This window comes from Ruegeria sp. AB7 (assembly GCF_056542625.1).
Genome location: NZ_JBQGAC010000006.1, coordinates 42,260 through 60,948, shown reverse-complemented (window position 1 = coordinate 60,948; position 18,689 = coordinate 42,260). Strand labels below are relative to the sequence as shown.

Annotated in this window: 22 protein-coding genes; 14 read left to right on the top strand and 8 right to left on the bottom strand. The window is 59.7% G+C overall.

The window, feature by feature from the left end; genetic code table 11:
- Positions 1–21 precede the first annotated feature (21 nt).
- Together ACR0EN_RS15620 and ACR0EN_RS15615 are read left to right on the top strand one after the other, a co-directional pair.
- Positions 22–300 carry a hypothetical protein gene (locus tag ACR0EN_RS15620; RefSeq protein WP_480587629.1) on the top strand — a complete coding sequence of 93 codons (279 nt, stop codon included), beginning with the start codon at positions 22–24 and terminating at the stop codon, positions 298–300.
- An 81-nt stretch (positions 301–381) separates the two neighbouring features.
- A complete protein-coding gene (locus ACR0EN_RS15615; protein WP_480587626.1) occupies positions 382–795 on the top strand; it encodes a universal stress protein in 414 nt (137 codons plus the stop codon).
- On the opposite strand, the gene ACR0EN_RS15610 is transcribed toward ACR0EN_RS15615, so the two are convergent.
- A complete protein-coding gene (locus ACR0EN_RS15610) occupies positions 792–1,124 on the bottom strand; it encodes an ArsR/SmtB family transcription factor (protein ID WP_170392649.1) in 333 nt (110 codons plus the stop codon). The genes ACR0EN_RS15615 and ACR0EN_RS15610 overlap by 4 nt on opposite strands.
- Positions 1,125–1,355: 231 nt before the next feature.
- Here ACR0EN_RS15610 and ACR0EN_RS15605 point away from each other — a divergent pair, with 231 nt between their 5' ends.
- The 5 genes from ACR0EN_RS15605 (at position 1,356) to ACR0EN_RS15585 (ending at position 3,926) form a co-directional block, all read left to right on the top strand.
- Positions 1,356–1,688, top strand: coding sequence for an AtpZ/AtpI family protein (locus ACR0EN_RS15605; protein WP_170392648.1), 333 nt, complete (start codon positions 1,356–1,358; stop codon positions 1,686–1,688).
- A 2-nt stretch (positions 1,689–1,690) separates the two neighbouring features.
- Positions 1,691–2,449: a F0F1 ATP synthase subunit A gene (locus ACR0EN_RS15600; RefSeq protein WP_170392647.1), complete on the top strand. Its 759-nt coding sequence runs from the start codon at positions 1,691–1,693 to the stop codon at positions 2,447–2,449.
- A 48-nt stretch (positions 2,450–2,497) separates the two neighbouring features.
- Positions 2,498–2,722 carry a F0F1 ATP synthase subunit C gene (locus tag ACR0EN_RS15595; protein WP_005981269.1) on the top strand — a complete coding sequence of 75 codons (225 nt, stop codon included), beginning with the start codon at positions 2,498–2,500 and terminating at the stop codon, positions 2,720–2,722.
- Positions 2,723–2,808: 86 nt separating this feature from the next.
- Positions 2,809–3,360: a F0F1 ATP synthase subunit B' gene (locus tag ACR0EN_RS15590; protein ID WP_480587623.1), complete on the top strand. Its 552-nt coding sequence runs from the start codon at positions 2,809–2,811 to the stop codon at positions 3,358–3,360.
- A gap of 5 nt (positions 3,361–3,365) precedes the next feature.
- Positions 3,366–3,926: a F0F1 ATP synthase subunit B gene (locus ACR0EN_RS15585; protein ID WP_170818875.1), complete on the top strand. Its 561-nt coding sequence runs from the start codon at positions 3,366–3,368 to the stop codon at positions 3,924–3,926.
- Between the two features lie 81 nt (positions 3,927–4,007).
- On the opposite strand, the gene ACR0EN_RS15580 is transcribed toward ACR0EN_RS15585, so the two are convergent.
- A complete protein-coding gene (locus ACR0EN_RS15580; protein WP_170392644.1) occupies positions 4,008–4,778 on the bottom strand; it encodes a FadR/GntR family transcriptional regulator in 771 nt (256 codons plus the stop codon).
- A 151-nt stretch (positions 4,779–4,929) separates the two neighbouring features.
- On the opposite strand from ACR0EN_RS15580, the gene ACR0EN_RS15575 reads away from it, so the two are divergent.
- The 5 genes from ACR0EN_RS15575 (at position 4,930) to ACR0EN_RS15555 (ending at position 11,491) form a co-directional block, all read left to right on the top strand.
- Positions 4,930–6,123 (top strand): aminotransferase-like domain-containing protein, encoded by a 1,194-nt coding sequence (locus ACR0EN_RS15575; RefSeq protein WP_480587620.1) that lies wholly within the window; start codon positions 4,930–4,932, stop codon positions 6,121–6,123.
- A gap of 45 nt (positions 6,124–6,168) precedes the next feature.
- Positions 6,169–6,564, top strand: a complete 396-nt coding sequence (locus ACR0EN_RS15570; protein ID WP_170392642.1) for a hypothetical protein — start codon at positions 6,169–6,171, stop codon at positions 6,562–6,564.
- Between the two features lie 141 nt (positions 6,565–6,705).
- Positions 6,706–10,161, top strand: a complete 3,456-nt coding sequence (locus tag ACR0EN_RS15565) for a chromosome segregation SMC family protein (RefSeq protein WP_480587617.1) — start codon at positions 6,706–6,708, stop codon at positions 10,159–10,161.
- Positions 10,162–10,214: 53 nt separating this feature from the next.
- Positions 10,215–10,568: a hypothetical protein gene (locus ACR0EN_RS15560; RefSeq protein ID WP_170625094.1), complete on the top strand. Its 354-nt coding sequence runs from the start codon at positions 10,215–10,217 to the stop codon at positions 10,566–10,568.
- Positions 10,569–10,693: 125 nt separating this feature from the next.
- Positions 10,694–11,491, top strand: a complete 798-nt coding sequence (locus ACR0EN_RS15555) for a class II glutamine amidotransferase (RefSeq protein ID WP_170402350.1) — start codon at positions 10,694–10,696, stop codon at positions 11,489–11,491.
- 10 nt (positions 11,492–11,501) lie between these two features.
- Here ACR0EN_RS15555 and ACR0EN_RS15550 read toward each other — a convergent pair whose 3' ends face one another.
- From ACR0EN_RS15550 to cobD, 3 genes are read right to left on the bottom strand one after another with little or no spacing between them, the layout of a single operon-like run.
- Positions 11,502–12,665: a lytic murein transglycosylase gene (locus tag ACR0EN_RS15550; RefSeq protein ID WP_480587614.1), complete on the bottom strand. Its 1,164-nt coding sequence runs from the start codon at positions 12,663–12,665 to the stop codon at positions 11,502–11,504.
- Positions 12,666–12,677: 12 nt separating this feature from the next.
- Entirely contained in the window at positions 12,678–13,598 is a 921-nt protein-coding gene (cbiB, locus tag ACR0EN_RS15545) for an adenosylcobinamide-phosphate synthase CbiB (protein WP_480587611.1), read from the bottom strand.
- Positions 13,595–14,560, bottom strand: coding sequence for a threonine-phosphate decarboxylase CobD (gene cobD / locus ACR0EN_RS15540; RefSeq protein ID WP_480587608.1), 966 nt, complete (start codon positions 14,558–14,560; stop codon positions 13,595–13,597). The genes cbiB and cobD overlap by 4 nt, the downstream gene beginning before the upstream one ends.
- 181 nt (positions 14,561–14,741) lie before the next feature.
- Here cobD and ACR0EN_RS15535 point away from each other — a divergent pair, with 181 nt between their 5' ends.
- Positions 14,742–15,104, top strand: coding sequence for a response regulator transcription factor (locus ACR0EN_RS15535; protein ID WP_008756687.1), 363 nt, complete (start codon positions 14,742–14,744; stop codon positions 15,102–15,104).
- Here the strand turns inward: ACR0EN_RS15535 and ACR0EN_RS15530 are convergent.
- Positions 15,086–16,075: a glutathione S-transferase family protein gene (locus ACR0EN_RS15530; RefSeq protein WP_480587605.1), complete on the bottom strand. Its 990-nt coding sequence runs from the start codon at positions 16,073–16,075 to the stop codon at positions 15,086–15,088. The genes ACR0EN_RS15535 and ACR0EN_RS15530 overlap by 19 nt on opposite strands.
- 212 nt (positions 16,076–16,287) lie before the next feature.
- Between ACR0EN_RS15530 and ACR0EN_RS15525 the strand changes: the two genes are divergently transcribed.
- Positions 16,288–16,641 carry a hypothetical protein gene (locus tag ACR0EN_RS15525; RefSeq protein WP_170513411.1) on the top strand — a complete coding sequence of 118 codons (354 nt, stop codon included), beginning with the start codon at positions 16,288–16,290 and terminating at the stop codon, positions 16,639–16,641.
- A gap of 91 nt (positions 16,642–16,732) precedes the next feature.
- On the opposite strand, the gene ACR0EN_RS15520 is transcribed toward ACR0EN_RS15525, so the two are convergent.
- Complete coding sequence (locus ACR0EN_RS15520) at positions 16,733–17,431, bottom strand: fumarylacetoacetate hydrolase family protein (RefSeq protein ID WP_170733734.1); 699 nt, start codon at positions 17,429–17,431, stop codon at positions 16,733–16,735.
- Between the two features lie 30 nt (positions 17,432–17,461).
- The gene (locus tag ACR0EN_RS15515; protein WP_480587896.1) at positions 17,462–18,634 is read right to left on the bottom strand and encodes a MalY/PatB family protein; all 1,173 of its coding nucleotides are present in this window, start codon (positions 18,632–18,634) and stop codon (positions 17,462–17,464) included.
- Between the last annotated feature and the right edge of the window lie 55 nt (positions 18,635–18,689).

Sequence of the window (18,689 nt, the reverse complement as noted above, 5' to 3'; positions counted from 1 at the left end):
TCACCACCAAGGAGCTGGGCCATGAAAACAATGTCACTTATTCCCGCATTGCTGGCGCTGTCCGCCTGTGCCCCCGGTGGCGCGAAAGACGCTGCAGAGGTGGACCTGCAAGCCAGCTGCGAAGCTCTGGTGGGCGCCGAAACCGGCACAGGGCCTGATGGTGTCAAAGCGATGTCGACCCAGTCCAGCCCGACAGGCTCGGTCACCAGCGTATTCGTGGCAGGGGCCGAGGCTCCGTGGCTCTGTCGTGCCGACCCAACGGGGGTTGTGACCGGGGTGGAATATAGCCGCGAGGGCTGAGCCTGCCGTTTGGATCGTCCCGACGGGTCAGACTGGCGAACCGCCCGGGTCGACATATCTCAGGATCAGGAGGACGCCAATATGTTCAAACACATCATGGTCCCGGTCGACCTGCACTTGCCGCCCGAGGTCAAGACAGCCACCGAGGTTGCCGCGCAATTGGCCAAATGGCAGGGCGCCAAAGTGACCATCGTCAGCGTCACCGGCCCGCAGCCTGGGGATAGCCACCTGACAACAGACGCGATCAAACAAGAATTGCTGACCTGCGCCAGTGAAATTGCGATGCAAAGCGGCACAAGTGTGGACACACGCAACATTCACTCGGTTGATGTCGCGGTCGAGATCGACAAGGACCTGACCCACGCAGCAGAGGAAATGGGGGCCGATCTGATTGTTGTGGGAACCCACGCACCCCGGATCACAGACTATATCCTGTCCAGCCACGCGGGATATCTGGCCAAACACGCCAGCATGTCGGTCTTAGTTGTGCGTTAGGCCTCATCCGGGGGCAGTTCAACTTCTAGAAACCGCTCGAACGCATCCAGATTGACCGGTTCGAACTGTCCGAACCCCTGCATCCAAACCGAGGCCGCACGAAGCGCGTCGGGTTCAAGTTTGCACCACTTCACCCGTCCGCGTTTTTCCTGAGAAATCAGACCTGCTTTGGTCAGGATCACCAGATGCTTTGAAATCGCGGCCAGCGACATTTCGAACGGTTCGGCCACGTCGGTGACGGCCATGTCATCTTCCAGCAGCATCGCTAAGATGGCGCGGCGGGTGGGATCGGCGAGGGCTGCGAAGACAGTGTCGAGGTCGTTGGACATGGTTCCGCTGAACCATAGCCTGTGAGTTTGGTCAACCATTTGGTTGAATATGCGGATTCAGGCTTATCCGCCCGGTCAGCGAATTATACGCCATCGACAGGTTTCGCGTGGTCTGTAAATTTATTATAAAAATCATATGCTTAGCGACGTTCATGCTGCGGCTTCATTGCCGTTGACTCTGCGCCCTCAGCCCCTTAGCACCCTACCCAAGACTGTGCGAGGGAAACGCCCGTGACCGAAGATGACCAAAAGCAGCGTATGGCGCAGCTGGAGGCCAAGATCGAAGCGGCGAAAAAGGCCAAAGCGCCGAAACCTCGTGCGGATGCTGACGTATCCGGAGGCGAGCTTGCCTGGAGGATGGTCATCGAAATGGTTTCCGGTCTGGGGATCGGATTTGGCATCGGATACGGGCTGGACAGCCTGCTCGGGACGATCCCGATCTTTCTGGTGCTGTTCACATTGCTGGGCCTTGTCGCGGGCGTGAAGGTTATGCTCCGCAGCGCGAAAGAGGTTCAAGAGAAACAAGCGGCCGCAAGCGCGACCGAGAAGGACGAGAGGGACTGAACGTGGCAACCGAGACCACCGCAGAAAAAGGCAGCAGCCTGGCTTTCCATCCAATGGACCAGTTTATCGTCAAGCCGTTGTTCGGCGACGGTGCGATTGCCTGGTACACGCCCACCAACGTGACCCTGTGGCTGTTCCTGGCGATTGCGGCGATCTTTGCCCTGCTGGTTCTCAGCACGTCCAAGCGCGCCATTGTTCCGACGCGGATGCAGTCGGTGGCCGAGCTGGCCTATGGTTTTATCTACAAAATGCTGGAAGACATCTGCGGCAAGGAAGGCGTCAAGTACTTCCCCTATGTCATGACCCTGTTCATGTTCATCGTCTGCGCGAACTTCCTGGGCATGTTGCCCATGTCCTTCACCACCACATCGCATTTCGCCGTGACCATCCCGCTGGCGCTGGCCGTGTTCCTGACCGTGACCGTTTTGGGTTTCGTCAAGAACGGCGCTGCGTTCCTGGGCTTGTTCTGGGTCTCCAGCGCGCCGCTGGCGCTGCGCCCTGTTCTGGCGATCATCGAGCTGATCTCGTACTTCGTACGCCCGGTCAGCCACTCCATTCGTCTTGCCGGTAACGTCATGGCAGGCCACGCGGTTATCAAGGTGTTCGCAGGCTTTGCCGCGATTGCCGTGATCTCGCCCGTGTCGGTTCTGGCGATCACCGCAATGTATGGCCTTGAGGTCCTCGTGTCCTTCATTCAGGCCTACGTCTTCACCATTCTGACCTGTGTGTATCTGAAAGATGCGCTGCATCCGTCGCACTAAGGTCCGAACCCCCAACATCGAAACTTCCAAATCGTAAGGAGAATTCTCATGGAAGGCGATCTCGCACACATCGGCGCAGGCCTGGCAGCAATCGGTTCCGGCGCAGCCGCAATCGGGGTGGGCAACGTTGCAGGCAACTTCCTGGCCGGCGCCCTGCGCAACCCTTCGGCGGCTGCTTCGCAGACCGCAACCCTGTTCATCGGTATCGCGTTCGCAGAAGCGCTGGGCATCTTCGCATTCCTGGTCTCGCTGCTGCTGATGTTCGCCGTATAATCTGCGGAACCTGATCCTTACGCGCAGGTGGGCCCAAGCCATAGCGGCCCATCTGTTGTAAAGACAACGTTCCGACGGAGGACATCATGGCGACTGAACCCATTGCTGAAGAAGTAGTAGGCACATGCGTTGATTCCAGCGGCTACGCCGTCGGGATGCCGCAGCTCTGCTTCGATTGGTTCCCCAACCAGATTTTCTGGCTGGTCATCACGCTGGTCGTCATCTTTCTGGTCCTGTCCCGCGTGGCTCTGCCCCGCATCGCGGCAATCCTGGCTGAACGCCAGGGGACCATTACAAATGACCTGGCTGCGGCCGAAGATCTGAAGGCCAAAGCGGTCGAGGCCGAAGAGGCCTATAACAAAGTGCTGGCCGATGCCCGTTCTGAGGCTCAGCGTATCGCAGCGGAAGCCCGCGCCGAAATCCAGTCTGGTCTGGATGACGCGATTGCCAAGGCGGATGCGGAAATCGCTGCAAAGGCGGCTGAATCGGAAAAGGCAATTGCCGAAATCCGTGCCGGTGCGCTGGAAAGCATTCAAGTGGTTGCCAAGGATACGGCGGCTGAACTGGTCACAGCACTGGGCGGCGAGGCGGATGCCAAAGCCATCAACAGTGCAGTAGATGCGCAGACGAAAGGATAAGTGACATGCGGAACACTCTTGCCCTTATCCTGACCGTTGGTGCCGCCAGCCCCGCGCTGGCCGCAAGCGGCCCGTTCTTCTCGCTTGCCAACACTGACTTTGTCGTCACTCTGGGCTTCATCGTCTTTATCGCGGTCCTGTTCTACTTCAAGGTCCCCGGTATGATCGGTGGTGCGCTGGACAATCGCGCCGAAGGTATTCAAGCCGAGCTGGACGAAGCCCGCGCCCTGCATGAAGAAGCACGCAGTCTGTTGGCCTCGTACGAGCGCAAGCAGCGCGAAGTTCAGGGTCAGGCCGATGCTATCGTTGCCGCGGCCAAGGAAGACGCGGTTCTGGCGGCTGAACAAGCTAAGGTGGATCTGGAAAAATCCATCGCGCGCCGTTTGGCCGCTGCGCAGGATCAGATCGCATCGGCCGAGGCTTCTGCAGTTAAAGAAGTTCGCGATCAGGCCATCACCGTAGCGGTTTCGGCAGCCAACGCCGTGCTGGCCAAACAGATGACCGCAACGCAGGCGAACAAGCTGATCGATGCATCCATCGCGGATGTGGGTGAAAAGCTACACTGATCGCCTGGATCATATGATTTGAAAAACCCGAGGGCTTCAGGCTCTCGGGTTTTTTCTTTTTGTGGCTTCCAGTTTGAAGGATCAGACCTCTCCAGTCTCGTGCTTCAAACGCTGTTGCGCTATCTCTTCATTGCGCAGGGCCTTCTGCTGATCGGCCATGCAGCTTTTGACAAAGTTCAGATGATCCTCGACCGCCTTCCGTGCCCCTTTCGGGTCGCGGTCCTGCAGGGCTGTGTTGATGGCTCGGTGCTGGTCCAGAATTGCGTCGCGGGTGGTGCGTTGCTGGAACATGATCTGTCGGTTGTAGAATACGCCCTGCCGCAGCAGATCGAACATCGACCGCATCATATGCAGCATCACCACGTTATGACTGGCCTCGATGATCGCCATATGGAACTGGGCGTCCAGATGCGCCTCTTCTTCGGCTGCATTGCGGGCGTGGGCGTCTTCCATCTTGTCCAGTATGGTCTGCACCACCTTCAGATCGCTGCCCGAGCCCATGCGGGCGGCACGCTCAGCCGCTAGACCCTCCATGTCACGCCGGAATGAGAGATAGTCGAACACTGCCTCGTCGTGATTGCCGAACAACCGGATCAAAGCTGGCGCGAAGGCCGAGCCCAGAACCTCGGCCACATAGATGCCCGATCCGGCCTTGGCAGTCAGCAATCCCTGCTCCTGGAGGTCCGAGATTGCCTCGCGCAGCGACGGGCGCGACACGCCCATCCGCTCGGCCAGCTCCCGTTCTGAGGGCAGGCGTTCTCCGGGGCGCAGAATGCCGCGCAGGATCAGCAGTTCGATCTGGCGCACAACAGCCAGTGACAGTTTTTCGGTTTGAACTTTTTGAAAAGGCATCTGGCTACCACTTGGAATTGGTCAAGTCACTTGACCACGTTTGTAAGGGGCGTTCAAGTCGCTCACAGAGGTTGAAACATTAGGTCAGAATTATTGACATAAGAGGCGCATTGCCTAATCTGCGTCCCAAGGGCGGAGGAGGCCCCCTACGATGGATCAGCTCTACGCCACCCGAACCGCTCGGATGAAGGCTTCCGAAATCCGCGAATTGCTGAAACTGCTGGGCGAGCCCGGTATCATTTCCTTCGCAGGCGGTATTCCCGACCCCGCTTTGTTTCCAGCAGAGGCTTTCGCCGAAGCGTTTCAAAATGCGCTTAGCCCAGATCAACAGGCGCAGGCGCTGCAATATTCGGTCAGCGAGGGCTATGCCCCGCTGCGTGAATGGCTGGCCGACCATATGCGTGGGATCGGCGTTACGTGCGGCATCGACAACATCCTGATCACCTCAGGCTCGCAGCAAGCGCTGGATTACTTGGGTAAGTTGTTCTTGTCACCGGGTGATACTGCGTTGGTTGGGTGGCCCACATATCTGGGCGCGCTCAATGCGTTTGACGCTTATGAGCCGCGCTTTGACCAGCTTAGCATCAATGGCAATCGCGGGGCTGCCGAATACCAGGCCGCCGCCGGTAACAGCCCGATCAAATTCGCTTATCTTTCCGCCGATTTTGCAAATCCGACTGGTGAGACGGCCGATTTGCGGGGCAGGGAGGCGCTGCTCGATCTGGCAGATGAATTGGATTGCGCAGTAATCGAGGACGGAGCCTATCAAGCGCTGCGCTATGACGGCGATCCGATCCCTCCGATCCTCGCGTTAGAACAGGCGCGCAAGGGATCGATCGAGAACTGCCGGACGATCTATTGCGGCAGCTTCTCGAAAACTCTTTCACCGGGGTTGCGGCTGGGTTGGGTGGTTGCAGCAAAACCGGTGATCTCGCAACTGGTGCTGCTGAAACAGGCGGCTGATCTGCATTCTTCTACGATCAACCAGATGGCGGTGTATCAGGTGGCACGGGATCGCTTCGACACTCATGTCCCCATGCTACGCCAGACCTATGCCGCGCGCCGCGATGCGATGCTTGAGGCGCTCAACCAGCACATGCCCAATGGCGTCGACTGGACCCGACCCGAGGGTGGCATGTTCATTTGGGTCACTCTGCCCAAGGAAATGAACGGCGCCGACCTGCTGGCGAGGGCGCTGGAAACGGTCAAGTTGGCCTTTGTACCCGGTCAGGCTTTCTATCCCGACGACACCGGGTCGAATACCATTCGACTGAGTTTTTCCAACTCGGATGAGGACACGATCCGCGAGGGTATACGCCGGTTAGGAGAAGTGTTGCGCGCCTGAACCGGGGAAAGGTTTCATTAACCATATTGTCGCTAATAAAGCAGCATGATCCGCGTGCTCGCTTTCCTGTGCCTCGCCGCCTGCTCGGGTGGTACACCCTATTTTCGCGACTTGCCCGCAACGCGCGTCGCGGTGAATGGCAGTATCTTCGACGTCCGCGTCCGCAATGAACTGGCCGAGGCCGTCCGCGTGAACCCGCAATACGCGCCGCGTCTGGGTCCGATCCGTGACCGGGCCGCGCTGGCCATGGCGCAGGTCTCGGGCTGTCCGCTTCTGGACGTTCTTGGCGATGCGGCCGTCACTGTGGGCGTGCTGGGCTGCGACCAGGAACTGGGGGAAAAACTGATTTTCGGCGCACTCCTTCGCCGTCCCTATGAATGCGTTGATTACGGATATTACGAAGACTACGGATATCAGGTCTTTGAATGCTCGCCTTACTGAGATACGCGAGACTCCGCGTAGTTTTGCCAAGATGTTGTGGATAACTTGGTCCAATCTCCCATATCCTGCGCAATCACGTTGACACCTCCCCCATCCGTTGCGCAGACTTCTTACCCATAGGAATCATACCAAGAGCAGCCATTGCGCTTTAGCAAACTCAAACTGACCGGCTTCAAAAGCTTCGTGGACCCGACCGATCTGATCATCGCGGACGGGCTGACCGGAGTGGTTGGTCCGAATGGCTGCGGCAAGTCCAATCTGCTGGAAGCGTTGCGCTGGGTGATGGGTGAAAACCGTCCCAAATCCATGCGCGGTGGCGCGATGGAAGATGTGATCTTTGCGGGCGCTGCCACTCGGCCTGCGCGCAACTTTGCCGAGGTGGTCCTGACGATGGACAACTCGGAACGTTTGGCGCCATCCGGCTTCAACGACAGCGACCAGTTGGAAATTGTCCGCCGCATCACCCGCGATGTGGGCAGTGCCTACAAGACCAACGGCAAGGACGTGCGCGCCCGCGACGTTCAGATGCTGTTCGCGGACGCCTCAACCGGCGCGCATTCGCCAGCACTGGTGGGGCAAAACCGCATTGCCGAACTGATCAACGCCAAACCCCGCGCACGACGTCGCATTCTGGAAGAGGCCGCCGGCATCTCCGGGCTTTATCAACGCCGCCACGAGGCAGAACTGAAACTGAAAGGCACCGAGGCCAACCTGACCCGCGTGGATGACGTGCTGGAACAATTGGGCGGGCAGTTGGCACAACTCGCCCGTCAGGCCCGGCAGGCGGCGCGGTATCGCGAGATCGGCGAGCTGTTGCGTCAGGCCGAAGGGATGCTGCTCTATCGCCGTTGGAAAGAGGCCGACATGGCCCGTCAGGCGGCCGAGGAAAAGCTACGCGACCGGATCACCGAAGCCTCTCGCGCCGAGGCATCCGCCCGTGAATCCGCCGCCAAACGCGCCGAGATCGAGGAAACCCTACCGCCCCTGCGTGAGGAAGAGGCCATCGCCGCAGCCGTCCTGCAGCGCCAGCAGGTGCAGCGCGATCAGCTGTCGGATCAGGAAACCCGCGCACGCCAGACGATCGAGACTCTGACCAACCGTATCCAGCAATTGGGCAACGATATCGAACGCGAATCCGGTCTGAACCGGGACGCGGGTGAGATGATCGAACGGCTCGAATGGGAGGCCCGCGAGCTTGCAAAAGCCGCCGATGGCTATGACGAAAAGGTCGCTGAAGCTGCAGAAGTTGCGCGCGAGGCCGCGTCGGTGTTGCAGGATCGCGAAGATCACCTGTCGCAGGAAACCGAAGACATGGCCCGTCTGGTGGCCCGCCACCAATCGGCGCAACGACTGGTTGAAGATAGCCGCAAGACACTGGCTCGTTCCGAGGGCGAGGAAGAAAAGGCCCGCGCCGCCGTGGACGAGGCGCGCAATGCCCTTTCCCGCGCCAGTGAGGCGTTCGAGACCGCGCAAGAGGGTGAGGAAGAAGCCCGCGAAGCTGCTGAAGCAGCGGAAGAAGCACTGGCCGCCGCCGACGAACTGCGCAACGACACGCAGGCGCGTGAGGCCGAGGCCCGCGCCAAACGCTCCGAGGCCGAGGGTGAACTGGGCGCGATAAGGGCCGAGACCACCGCGCTGGCCAAGCTGGTCGAACGCGACACGGCTGAGGGTGGGCAAGTGCTCGACATGCTGCGGGTGGCAACGGGCTTTGAAAAGGCATTGGGGGCTGCGCTGGCGGATGACCTGCGTGCACCGTTGGTCGAGGGCGACGGACCTTCAGGTTGGGTGCAGGTAGCGGGCTATGACAGCGACCAGCCCTTGCCCGACGGGGCCGAGCCGCTGGCGTTGCATGTGTCCGGCCCCGACCGCCTAAGTCGCCGTATTGCGCAGATCGGTCTGGTCGATGCGGATCAGGGCGCGCGCCTGCAGGCGTCGTTGAAACCGGGTCAACGACTGGTGTCGCGCTCGGGTGATCTGTGGCGCTGGGACGGATTCCGCGCCTGGGCCGAGGATGCACCAAGCGCTGCCGCCCTGCGTTTGGAGCAGCTCAACAAGCTTGAGGCGCTGAAACAGGAACTGACCCGCACCGAGGCGCAGGCCGAAGGTGCCCGCGCCGCGCATGAAGCGCTGTCACAGCAACTGGCCAATGTAACCGAGGCTGACCGCCGCGCCCGCGAGGCCCGCCGTGCCGCGGATCAGCGCATGGCGGAAACCGCGCGGATGCTCAGCCGGGCTGAGGCGGATCGAAATCTGGCGCAGGGCAAGCTGGAAACACTGACCCTCGCGGTCGACCGTCACAAGGAAGACGCCATGTCCGTCCGCGCACAACTGCGTGAGGCTGAAGGCGCGTTGACTGGCCTGGGCGATCTCGTCAGCGCCCGCGCGCAGGTCGAGGACATCAAGCAGACGGTCGAGGCGGCGCGGATCACCATGCTGACCCACCGCTCGACGCATGATGAATTGCGCCGCGAGGGCGAGGCGCGCACCCGGCGCACGCAGGAGGTGACTAAGGACCTCAGCGGTTGGCGGCATCGTCTGGAAACGGCGGAAAAGCGGATATCGGAACTGGCCGAACGCAAGGAAAGCTCGGAAGAAGAACTGACCGAGGCGATGGCGGCCCCCAGCGAAATCGCCGAGGCACGGGAAGAACTGAACGAGCTGATCGAAACCGCTGAGTCTCGGCGCGCCGAAGCCGCCGACAAGTTGGCCGAGGCCGAGACCCAGCAGCGCGAGGTGGTTCTTGCCGAGCGCGAAGCCGAACGTCTGGCCTCGGAGGCGCGCGAAAGCCGCGCGGCGGCTGAGGCGCGTTGCGACGCCGCCAAGGAAAGCGTAGTCGCCGCAGCAGAACGCATTGCCGAGGATCAGCAACTGACGCCGAACCAGCTGCTGAACCAACTGGACGTGAACCCTGACCAGATGCCCGCCGCCGACGCACTTGAAGCCGAAGTGAACCGTCACAAGCGTCAGCGCGACGCCATGGGCGCAGTGAACCTACGGGCTGAAGAGGACAGCAAAGAAGTTCGGGAAGAATTCGACACGCTGAACGGCGAAAAGGCCGATCTGGAAGAGGCGATCAAGGCCCTGCGCAGCGGCATCGCCAGCCTCAACCGCGAGGGTCGCGAACGCCTGCTGACCGCGTTCGAGCAGGTGAATTCCAACTTCGCCATGCTGTTCAAGCACCTGTTTGGTGGCGGTGAGGCCAATCTGGTCATGGTCGAAAGCGACGATCCGCTGGATGCGGGCCTTGAGATCATGTGCCAGCCGCCGGGCAAAAAGCTCTCGACTCTCAGCCTGCTTTCGGGCGGCGAACAGACCCTGACCGCGACGGCGTTGATCTTTGGCGTGTTCCTTGCCAACCCCGCCCCGATCTGTGTGCTGGATGAGGTCGACGCCCCGCTGGACGATGCCAACGTCACCCGCTTCTGCGACTTGCTGGACGAGATGTGCCGCCAGACCGATACGCGTTTCCTGATCATCACCCACCACGCGGTGACCATGGCGCGGATGGACCGTCTGTTTGGCGTGACGATGCAGGAACAGGGCGTCAGCCAGCTGGTCTCGGTCGACCTGAAAAAGGCCGAGCAGATGGTCGCCTGAGCGATCACCGCAACGTTATGACCCATTCCCGGCTTGCCGGGTTAGGGTAGCGTATGACCCGATCACTGATCTTTTTTCTGCTATGCGCCACCCCACTTGCGGCCGCCGAATGGGCCACTAAACCCGGAGACCAGCCGCTTTCTCCGCAAGAGCTTGAGGCTTTGGCGGGCCAGACTCTGACATTCTATGATGACGGTCAGTCCAAATACTCGGCCGGAGGGGCCTATTCCTATACCTATGCCAGCGGAGAATCCGCCTTTGGCACCTATTCCATCGCCGGGGACGGCAGTGTTTGCATCGCGTATCGCAATGGGTTCAGTCGATGCGACCTATATGTCCGCAGTGGTGAGCGGTTGATCCTGATCGACGAGAAAGGCGATCGCTATCCGGTCAGAGCGAGTAATTGATCTGTTTTTCCCGATCAGTTGGTAAATTTGATAGAGCCTTTGAGTAAAAACGGAAGAAAACGGGATAATCATCGTCAAATCAAGTTGTAGAATGCCCTGGATCGAAAAACTGATGGGGATGCCAAATGTGCCGTTTTTTGGCTTGGGTTGGGGAGCAGCGATATCTGGATGAATTGATTCAGGAGCAAGAGCAATCGCTTGTCATTCAAAGCCGCAACGCGTTGATTGGGAAGACACCAATCAATGCCGATGGGTTTGGACTGGCCTGGTATTCTGATCGCGAAACGCCTTGTTTCTACAAGGACACTCATCCCGCATGGTCCGATGCAAATCTCAAACAACTGGCTCATCACACACGATCACGACTGTTTTTGGCCCATGTAAGAGCGTCGACAGGCACTGCGACCTCGCGCAACAACTGTCACCCCTTTGGAGTTGGCAAATGGAGCTTCATGCACAATGGCCAGGCTGGAGGGCATGACCAAATCCGGCAGCAGCTCGATGCTATGATCCCGGCACATTTATACGGGCACCGAATGGGTGCGACAGAAAGTGAAGCGATCTTTTTGATTGCTCATGGCGAAGGTCTGGATTCAAATCCGATCGACGCAATGGCACGGGCCGTGGGGCGGGTGGAAGCGCTGTCCCGACAATGCGGATCGTCGCCTTATATGCGGTTTGCTGCGTGCTGGTCAGATGGCAGGCGTGTATTTGCGGCGCGTTATGCGTCTGACCGTTATGCACCCAGTCTGCATTACCGAACCTCTGAAGACGGGATAGTGATATCTTCCGAGCCGCTTGATGCAGACAGTGACGGCTGGGTTGAAGTACAGCCCAATACCGCCATCGTCACAGAAGGCTCGCTGGTATCTATCCATGCGTTTGATCCGTCAGTGAAACGTGAACCAGCAAAGGTCGCCTAGGCGCTGACCCTTATAGCTGGTTCAACAGCTGTGTCGTTGGCCACGCATCCGCTGGCAAACCCAGACGCAATTGTTCAGCCTGCACAGCCGCACGGGTTCCGGCCCCAAGGATGCCGTCGATCTTGCCTACGTCGTGCCCGCGCGCCTGCAGTTTGCTCTGCAACTGTCTCATTTGCGCGCCCGTCAGCCCCGGCGCTGGATTACCTGCATCGTAAATCTGCGCGCCTTCCAGCCGTGTGCCGAAATAAGCGGCGGTCAGGACGTAAACGAAGCTCTGGTTCCATTCGAAATATACGTCGAAATTCGGGTAAGCCAGAAAGGCGGGGCCCTTGTGCCCTTGTGGCAGGATCAGCGAGGCGGGCAGGTCGCTCAAAGACCCACTGCGCGCCTGTACGCCCATCGCCTGCCATTCGGACACCGGGCGGGGCTTGCCGGGGCCTGATAGTGACCAGTCCATCTGCGCGGGCACGGTGACCTCCTGCAGCCATGGCTGACCCGGTTGCCAACCCAGATGCGACAGCATCTTGGCCCCGGACATCAGTGCATCTGGCGCCGAGGTTTTTAGCGAAACCTTGGCGTCTCCGTCCCCATCCACGCCGTTTTCCAGAATGTCGCGGGGCAGCATCTGGACCATGCCGATTTCACCGGCCCAGGCTCCGGTAGTGCGGGCCGGGTCAAAATTGCCCTGGCTGTACAGCTCGATCGCGGCGAAAATCTGCGGGCGGAACAACTCGGGGCGGCGGCAGTCGTGGGCCAGCGTCACCAGCGCGTTGCGAGTGTTGAAATCGCCCTGAAAGGACCCGTAGTCGGTCTCGAACGCCCAAAATGCCAGCAGCACACCCCGCGAAATGCCGTATTCCTGCTCAATCCGGTCAAACACCGCGTCGTATTTGCCCGACATGGCCTTGCCCCGGTCGATCCGGTTCTGTGAAATCAGGCGCCGCGAGAAGTCGATGAATGGTTTCTGGAATACGCCCTGCGCGCGGTCGGCTTTCAGAACGGCTCCGTCCTGCTGCACGCCCTTGAAAAAGCTGTTGACGGTGGATTTGTCGTAACCCTGCTGAATGGCTTCGGCTTTCAGCCCTTTGACGAAGGTATTGAACCCACCGCCGCATTGGGCGAGTGCAGGCGAGGCGAAGAGGGCGGCGGCAATAAGGCCGGAAAGGAAACGCATAAGGCTGATCCGTCAGAATATGAAGTTGAACCCAACCCACACCGACACGAGCCCAAGCGCAAGCCCCCATACCTGCCAGAGTATGTCTGATGCGCGAAAAACCTCCGCCGCGTCGATATTCTGCCGCGCATTCCCGTTCACCCAAGCAAGATCCCGCATCTGGCCATCATAGCTGCGCGGTCCGGCCAGTGCGATATCAAGCGCACGTGCCATCGCGGCCTCGGGCCAGCCTGCGTTGGGTGAGATATGGCGGCGTGCATCCTCAACCATCTCTCCCCAGCGCGACCATTGGCTGGACAGCGCGACGATCATTACGAAGGTCAGGCGTGCCGGGACAAGGTTCAGCAAATCATCCAGCCGCGCTGCTGCCCAGCCGAAGGCGCGGTATTTGTCGTTGCGATAACCGATCATACTGTCGGCGGTGTTGACGACCTTGTAAACCAGAAGCCCCGGCAGACCTGCGACCAGAAACCAGAAGGCTGGGGCAATCACCCCGTCGCTCAAGTTTTCGGCGGCGCTTTCGATGGCCGAGCGCGCCACCTGCGCCTCGGTCATATCTCGCGTATCGCGCGAGACAATCATGGCGACCTGCGCGCGCCCTTCGGCAAGCGAGGTCAACAGGCCTTCGCCAACTGCGCGAACATGGGTGATCAGGGATTTCTGGGCCAGAAGGATGGCGCAGACCACGATCTCGACGATCGGACCAAGCAGCGCTAGCAACCGGCCAAGGATGAGTGCCACCGCAACCAGGATGAGTACCGTCGCAACCCCTTTGAGGCGGCGATACGCCCCATGGTTCAGCCGGTTGTCCAGCCAGCCAATCGCGTTGCCCATCAGTACGGCAGGGTGGCGAATCCGCGACCACAGCCAATCCGGCTCACCCAATGCTGCGTCCAGACACATAGCGCAGACCAATAGGAACGCGGTGCTCACAGCGCTGCTTCCAACCGGGCCCAACCATCTGCTGGCGGTAATCCAAGGCGCAGGTAGGTCCGGGAATAGGGGAAAATTCGGCTCCAGATATGCGCCCGCGCCAATCGGTCTTGCCAGGCGGTCGCGTCATCAACGTCGTAGAGGCGGAACAGGCTGGTGCCGCCAATCAGCCGCGCACCTTTGGACGTTAAAAGCTGATCCAACCGTGTTGCTTCATTTGCCAGACGCATGCGCGTTTCATCAGCCCATTTTACATCGTGCAACGCTTGCGCGCCGATCCGCAGTGCCGGGCCGGATACGGCCCATGGTCCGGTCAGGTCGTTCAATCGTGCAATCAGATCGGGATGGCCAATTGCAAAACCCAGTCGCAACCCGGCCAACCCCCAAAATTTGCCAAAGCTCTTCAGCACCACGATGCCGGGCCGCTGGGCCAGATGAATCAGCGAGGCTTCGGGCGTTACGTCGCAGAAGCTTTCATCGATCACCGTCAGCGGCGCGTCGACATCCGCGTCCTGCCAGATGCGCCCATCAGGATTGTTGGGGTTTACGATGACACGTGCCTGAGCCGGGCCGCTCTCGTGCATCGTCCAACCCTGAGCGGTGAATGCAGCGGCATGTTCGTTATAAGTGGGCATCGTGATCTGCACGCGGCCGGCTTTGGTCAGCGCGGGCACGCGGGCAATCACCGCAGAGGCACCAGGCGATGGCAGAATCTCGGCCCCATCAGGCACGTTCCAAAACACCCGCGCCGCGTCCGAGAGGCGTTCGAACGCGCCATGATCCGGCAGTTCCTTCCAGTCCGGAGGCTGCAGGCCCGAGACCTCATAAGCATGCGGATTGATCCCCGTGGACAGATCGATCCAGTCTGCGCGCGTGCCCCCAAACCGCGTCATCGCGCCATCCAGCCCTCCGCCATGATCGCGCGCAGCCCGAGGGTTCAATCTGTCATCCTGTCCAACCATCTGCCCCAGCCGGAATCGCCTATTTCTCATGCTTCAAGCGGATTTTTGCCGTTCTTACAAGCGAATCCGCCCGATCACGGCGCTGTGCGGGCCTTGTTAACACTTTGTTAAGGAAATCGCGTGATCACGGACAACAGGGGTCGGCACCACTCACCCATATCACGTGCCGAGGTTGTTGCAAATGAAAGTACTGATTGTTGAGAGTAACCCCGATCTAGGTCGGGTCTGGCAGCGGCATCTGCAAAGGCAGGAGGCCGAAGTCACGCTGGTCGAAACGCAAGAGGCCGCGATCCTGGCACTGTATGGTACCGCATTCGATATCATCGTGCTGGATCTGGTTCTGGAAACCGGCAGCGCCTTGGCGGTTGCCGATTTCGCAAGCTATCGCAGGCCCGAGGCGCGAGTGATCTTCGTCACCAACACCACATTCTTCTCGGACGGATCAATCTTTGCCCATAGCGCCAATGCCTGCGCCTATGTCCAAAGCTCGACCCCGCCCGAGGATCTGGCGGCCATGGTCGAACACTACGCGGCGGGGCGCTGATCCCGCCCATGGGGTTCTGAATAGTCCAACGTTGGATTCACCGGAATAATTCGGTGCGGATTGATGCTGTCATGGCTGTAGTGATAGTGGCGCACGATGTGGTTCATGTTCACTGTCTGCGCCACGCCGGGCCATTGATATAGCTCCCGCGTAAAGGCCCAGAGGTCCGGGTAGTCCACCAACCGACGCTTGTTGCACTTGAAATGTAAATGATAAACCGGGTCGAACCGGATCAATGTGGTGAACAGGCGCCAGTCGGCCTCAGTCACGCGGTCACCCATAAGATAGCGGTTCCGGGCCAGACGATCCTCAAGCCAGTCCAGCGTGTCGAACAGAGGGCCAACCGCGGCGTCATAAGCTTCTTGCGAGGTGGCAAAGCCGGATTTGTAGACCCCGTTATTGACATCGGAATAGATGCGCGCGTTGACCTCTTCGATCTCGTCCCGCATTGCCTCGGGCCAGTAGTCGTCTGTGTTGCCGGTGATCCCGTTGAAAGCCGAGTTGAACATGCGGATGATTTCCGAGCTTTCGTTCGACACGATCGTTTTCTCAACTTTGTCCCACAGGATCGGAACCGTAACGCGGCCCGAATAGTGAGGGTCGGCACGGGTGTAGATTTGATGGGCAAATTCTGATCCGAACAGTTTGTCGCCGGTCGCGCCATGGTCGTCGGTCTCAAAGGTCCAACCTTTATCCAGCATATCCGGATGCACGACCGAGACCGAGATGTGGTCGCTCAGCCCTTTCAACTCACGAAAGATCAGTGTGCGGTGCGCCCAAGGGCAGGCGTGCGAGACATAAAGGTGATAGCGCCCAGATTCCGCCTCGAACCCGCCGCGCCCCGAGGGGCCGGGCGCGCCATCGGCGGTGATCCAGTTGCGAAACTGTGCGGCCGAGCGTTTGAACGCCCCGCCTGTGGATTTGGTGTCATACCAGGTGTCATGCCATTCGCCGTCGACAAGCAGGCCCATCGTTATTCCTTTCGCATTGCGATTGGGTCAAAGATAGGCCGTCTTGCGCCCCGATCCTATTTCACCGGGCGCGCATCAGGCCTGCATGCGCGCACAGGTGGGATGCGGTGTCTGGGCACCAGAACCGCAATGCCAAAACTTATGTGACGCCGTTCACTGGATTTTTACAGGAATCGCGTCAGACTAATGAGTGTTAAGGGGGGAAGTTTATTATGAGTACCTATGTTTCCAAGGAAATTCGCGCCGAATTGGATGCGGCCCGAATCGCTACCCTCAAGAAATCCAGCCGTTTGCGGGTGGAGGTTGGCGACAATAGCTTCAAAATTTTGACATTGTGGAAGGATGGTTTCACCGTCGAGGCCGAAACCACGCCACGCCTGCGCGGGCTCGTCGATATCTATGACGGTGCCAATCACATGTATCAGTGCCTGATCATCGCAGATGAAGAAGCGGTGGGTGAGATGCGCTATGAGTTCAAGCGCAGCACCGTGGCAGCCGACAAGGCCCCGCTGGATTTCTACCGCGCCCCGGATGCACCGATCGCATTGCTTGAAAACCGAGACTGACGCGCGCACCGTTTGACCTTTGGCACCGACGCGCCACCGGCGCTCGGGCGGCAATGGGGCCTCAAGATTCTAAGGGATCAGGCCGGACGGTTTAGTCGGAGGCCGTCAGGGTCAGGTGCACAGGAGCCAAACCATCGATGCCGCCTTCAATTCGGTCTCCGGCGACCACAGGCCCGACCCCGGCGGGTGTGCCGGTCAGGATCAGATCGCCGGGGCGCAAATGGTAGAAGCCCGATAGATGGGAGATCAGTTCATCGATCTTCCAGACCAACTCTGACAATGTGGCGTCTTGTACGACCCGCTCATTGACGCTCAGATAGATGCGCTTGTCATCAGATGGGCTCCAGTCATCGGCGCGGGTCAGCGGAGCGAAGACCGCGCCGTTTTCCACATCCTTGCCCAGATCCCAGGGGCGCTGTTTGTTGCGCTCGCGGATCTGCAGGTCGCGGCGCGTCATGTCCAGCGCACAGCCATAGCCAAAAATCGCGTTGCGGGCCTCAGTGGCTGTGGCCTGAAAAACCGGCTTGCCGATGGCAACGGCCAGTTCCATTTCATGATGATAATCCTCGGTCCCTGCCGGATACGGCACATGCGCTCTGGTCAAAACCGCGTTGGGCGCGGATTTGGTGAAGTAAAACGGCGCCTGACGATCCACCTCATGCCCCATCTCGGCAGCGTGGGCCGCATAGTTGCGGCCCACGCAGAAAATCCGCCCGATCGGATAGGTCGCCTGTTCCCCCTGCACCGGGATGCTCGGGATGTCCGGAAGCGTAAAAAGGTGGTTGGGCATGACGTGCCTCCGTTTATTTTTGAACGGGGTTCATTGCAAATCGCCAAAGGCTGCTTTCAATCGCGCACAGGCTTCTTCAACCCGCTCGCGTTGGGTGGCCAGATTGAAGCGCTCGAAGGTTTCTCCACCGGTGCCGAAACCGGGGCCAGAGGATGTCGCGATCCGCGCATCTTCGCGTAGGCGGCGGACAAACTCATCGTGGCTCATACCCGTGCCCGAAAAATCGACCCATGCCAGATAGGTCGCCTGAAGCGGCATCGACCACAGGCCCGGTATCTCGGCTATGGTAGCATCAAACAGCTTCCGGTTCGCGTCCAGGTGGGCAATTTGTTCATCGACCCATTTTGCACCTTCCGGCGAATAGGCGGCAGTGATCATCGCCACACCCAACGCACTGGGGTCATAGTCCAGCGTGGTGATCCGGTGCCGCATCTCGGCCCGCAGCTTGGCGTCGGGAATGATCATGTTGCCGGTACGCTGACCGGCGATGTTGAATGTTTTCGACGCCGCGGTCAGTGTCACCGTCCACGGGCGCGCGTCGGGGGCGGCCGTATCCATCGGTACGAAGGTATTGCCCGGATAAACCAGATCATGGTGAATCTCGTCCGACACAAGGATCAGCCCGTTGCGCTCCGCAAACGCCGCTACAGCGCGCAGTTCATCCGGCGTCCAGACCCGACCTGACGGGTTTTGCGGCGAGCACCACAGCAGCAGCTTTTCTGATCCGTCCAACCGCGACTGCGCATCGTCCAGATCAAGCCCATAGCTGTCGCCATCGCGTATCAGCGGGCATTCCACCACGCGGCGGCCGGATTTGTTCACCTTATGGGCAAACTCATGGTAGACGGGCGTGAAGATCACGACGCCATCTCCCGGTTCACTCCAAACATCCAGACACAGGGCAATCGCATTGCCCAACCCTTGCGAGGTCAGAATCCAATCGGTGTCGATCTCCCAGTTGTGGCGTGTCTTCATCCACCACTGGATTGCATTCAGATAATCCGGGTGCATCCATGAATATCCAAACGCGCCATGATCGGCCGCTTCCCGCACCGCCTCGATCACGCAAGGGGCCGTGGCATAGTCGGAATCAGCCGTCCACATGGCCAGCCCATCCTCGGGGGCGACACCGTAAAGCTGCTCCATCTTGTCCCATTTTGAAGAGTTGGTGCCCCGGCGGTCGATCAGGTCGTTGAAAGTCATGTCATCTCCATCTGTCGAGGCGAAGCTAACCTCAAATCCGCCATGTGCAAGGGGG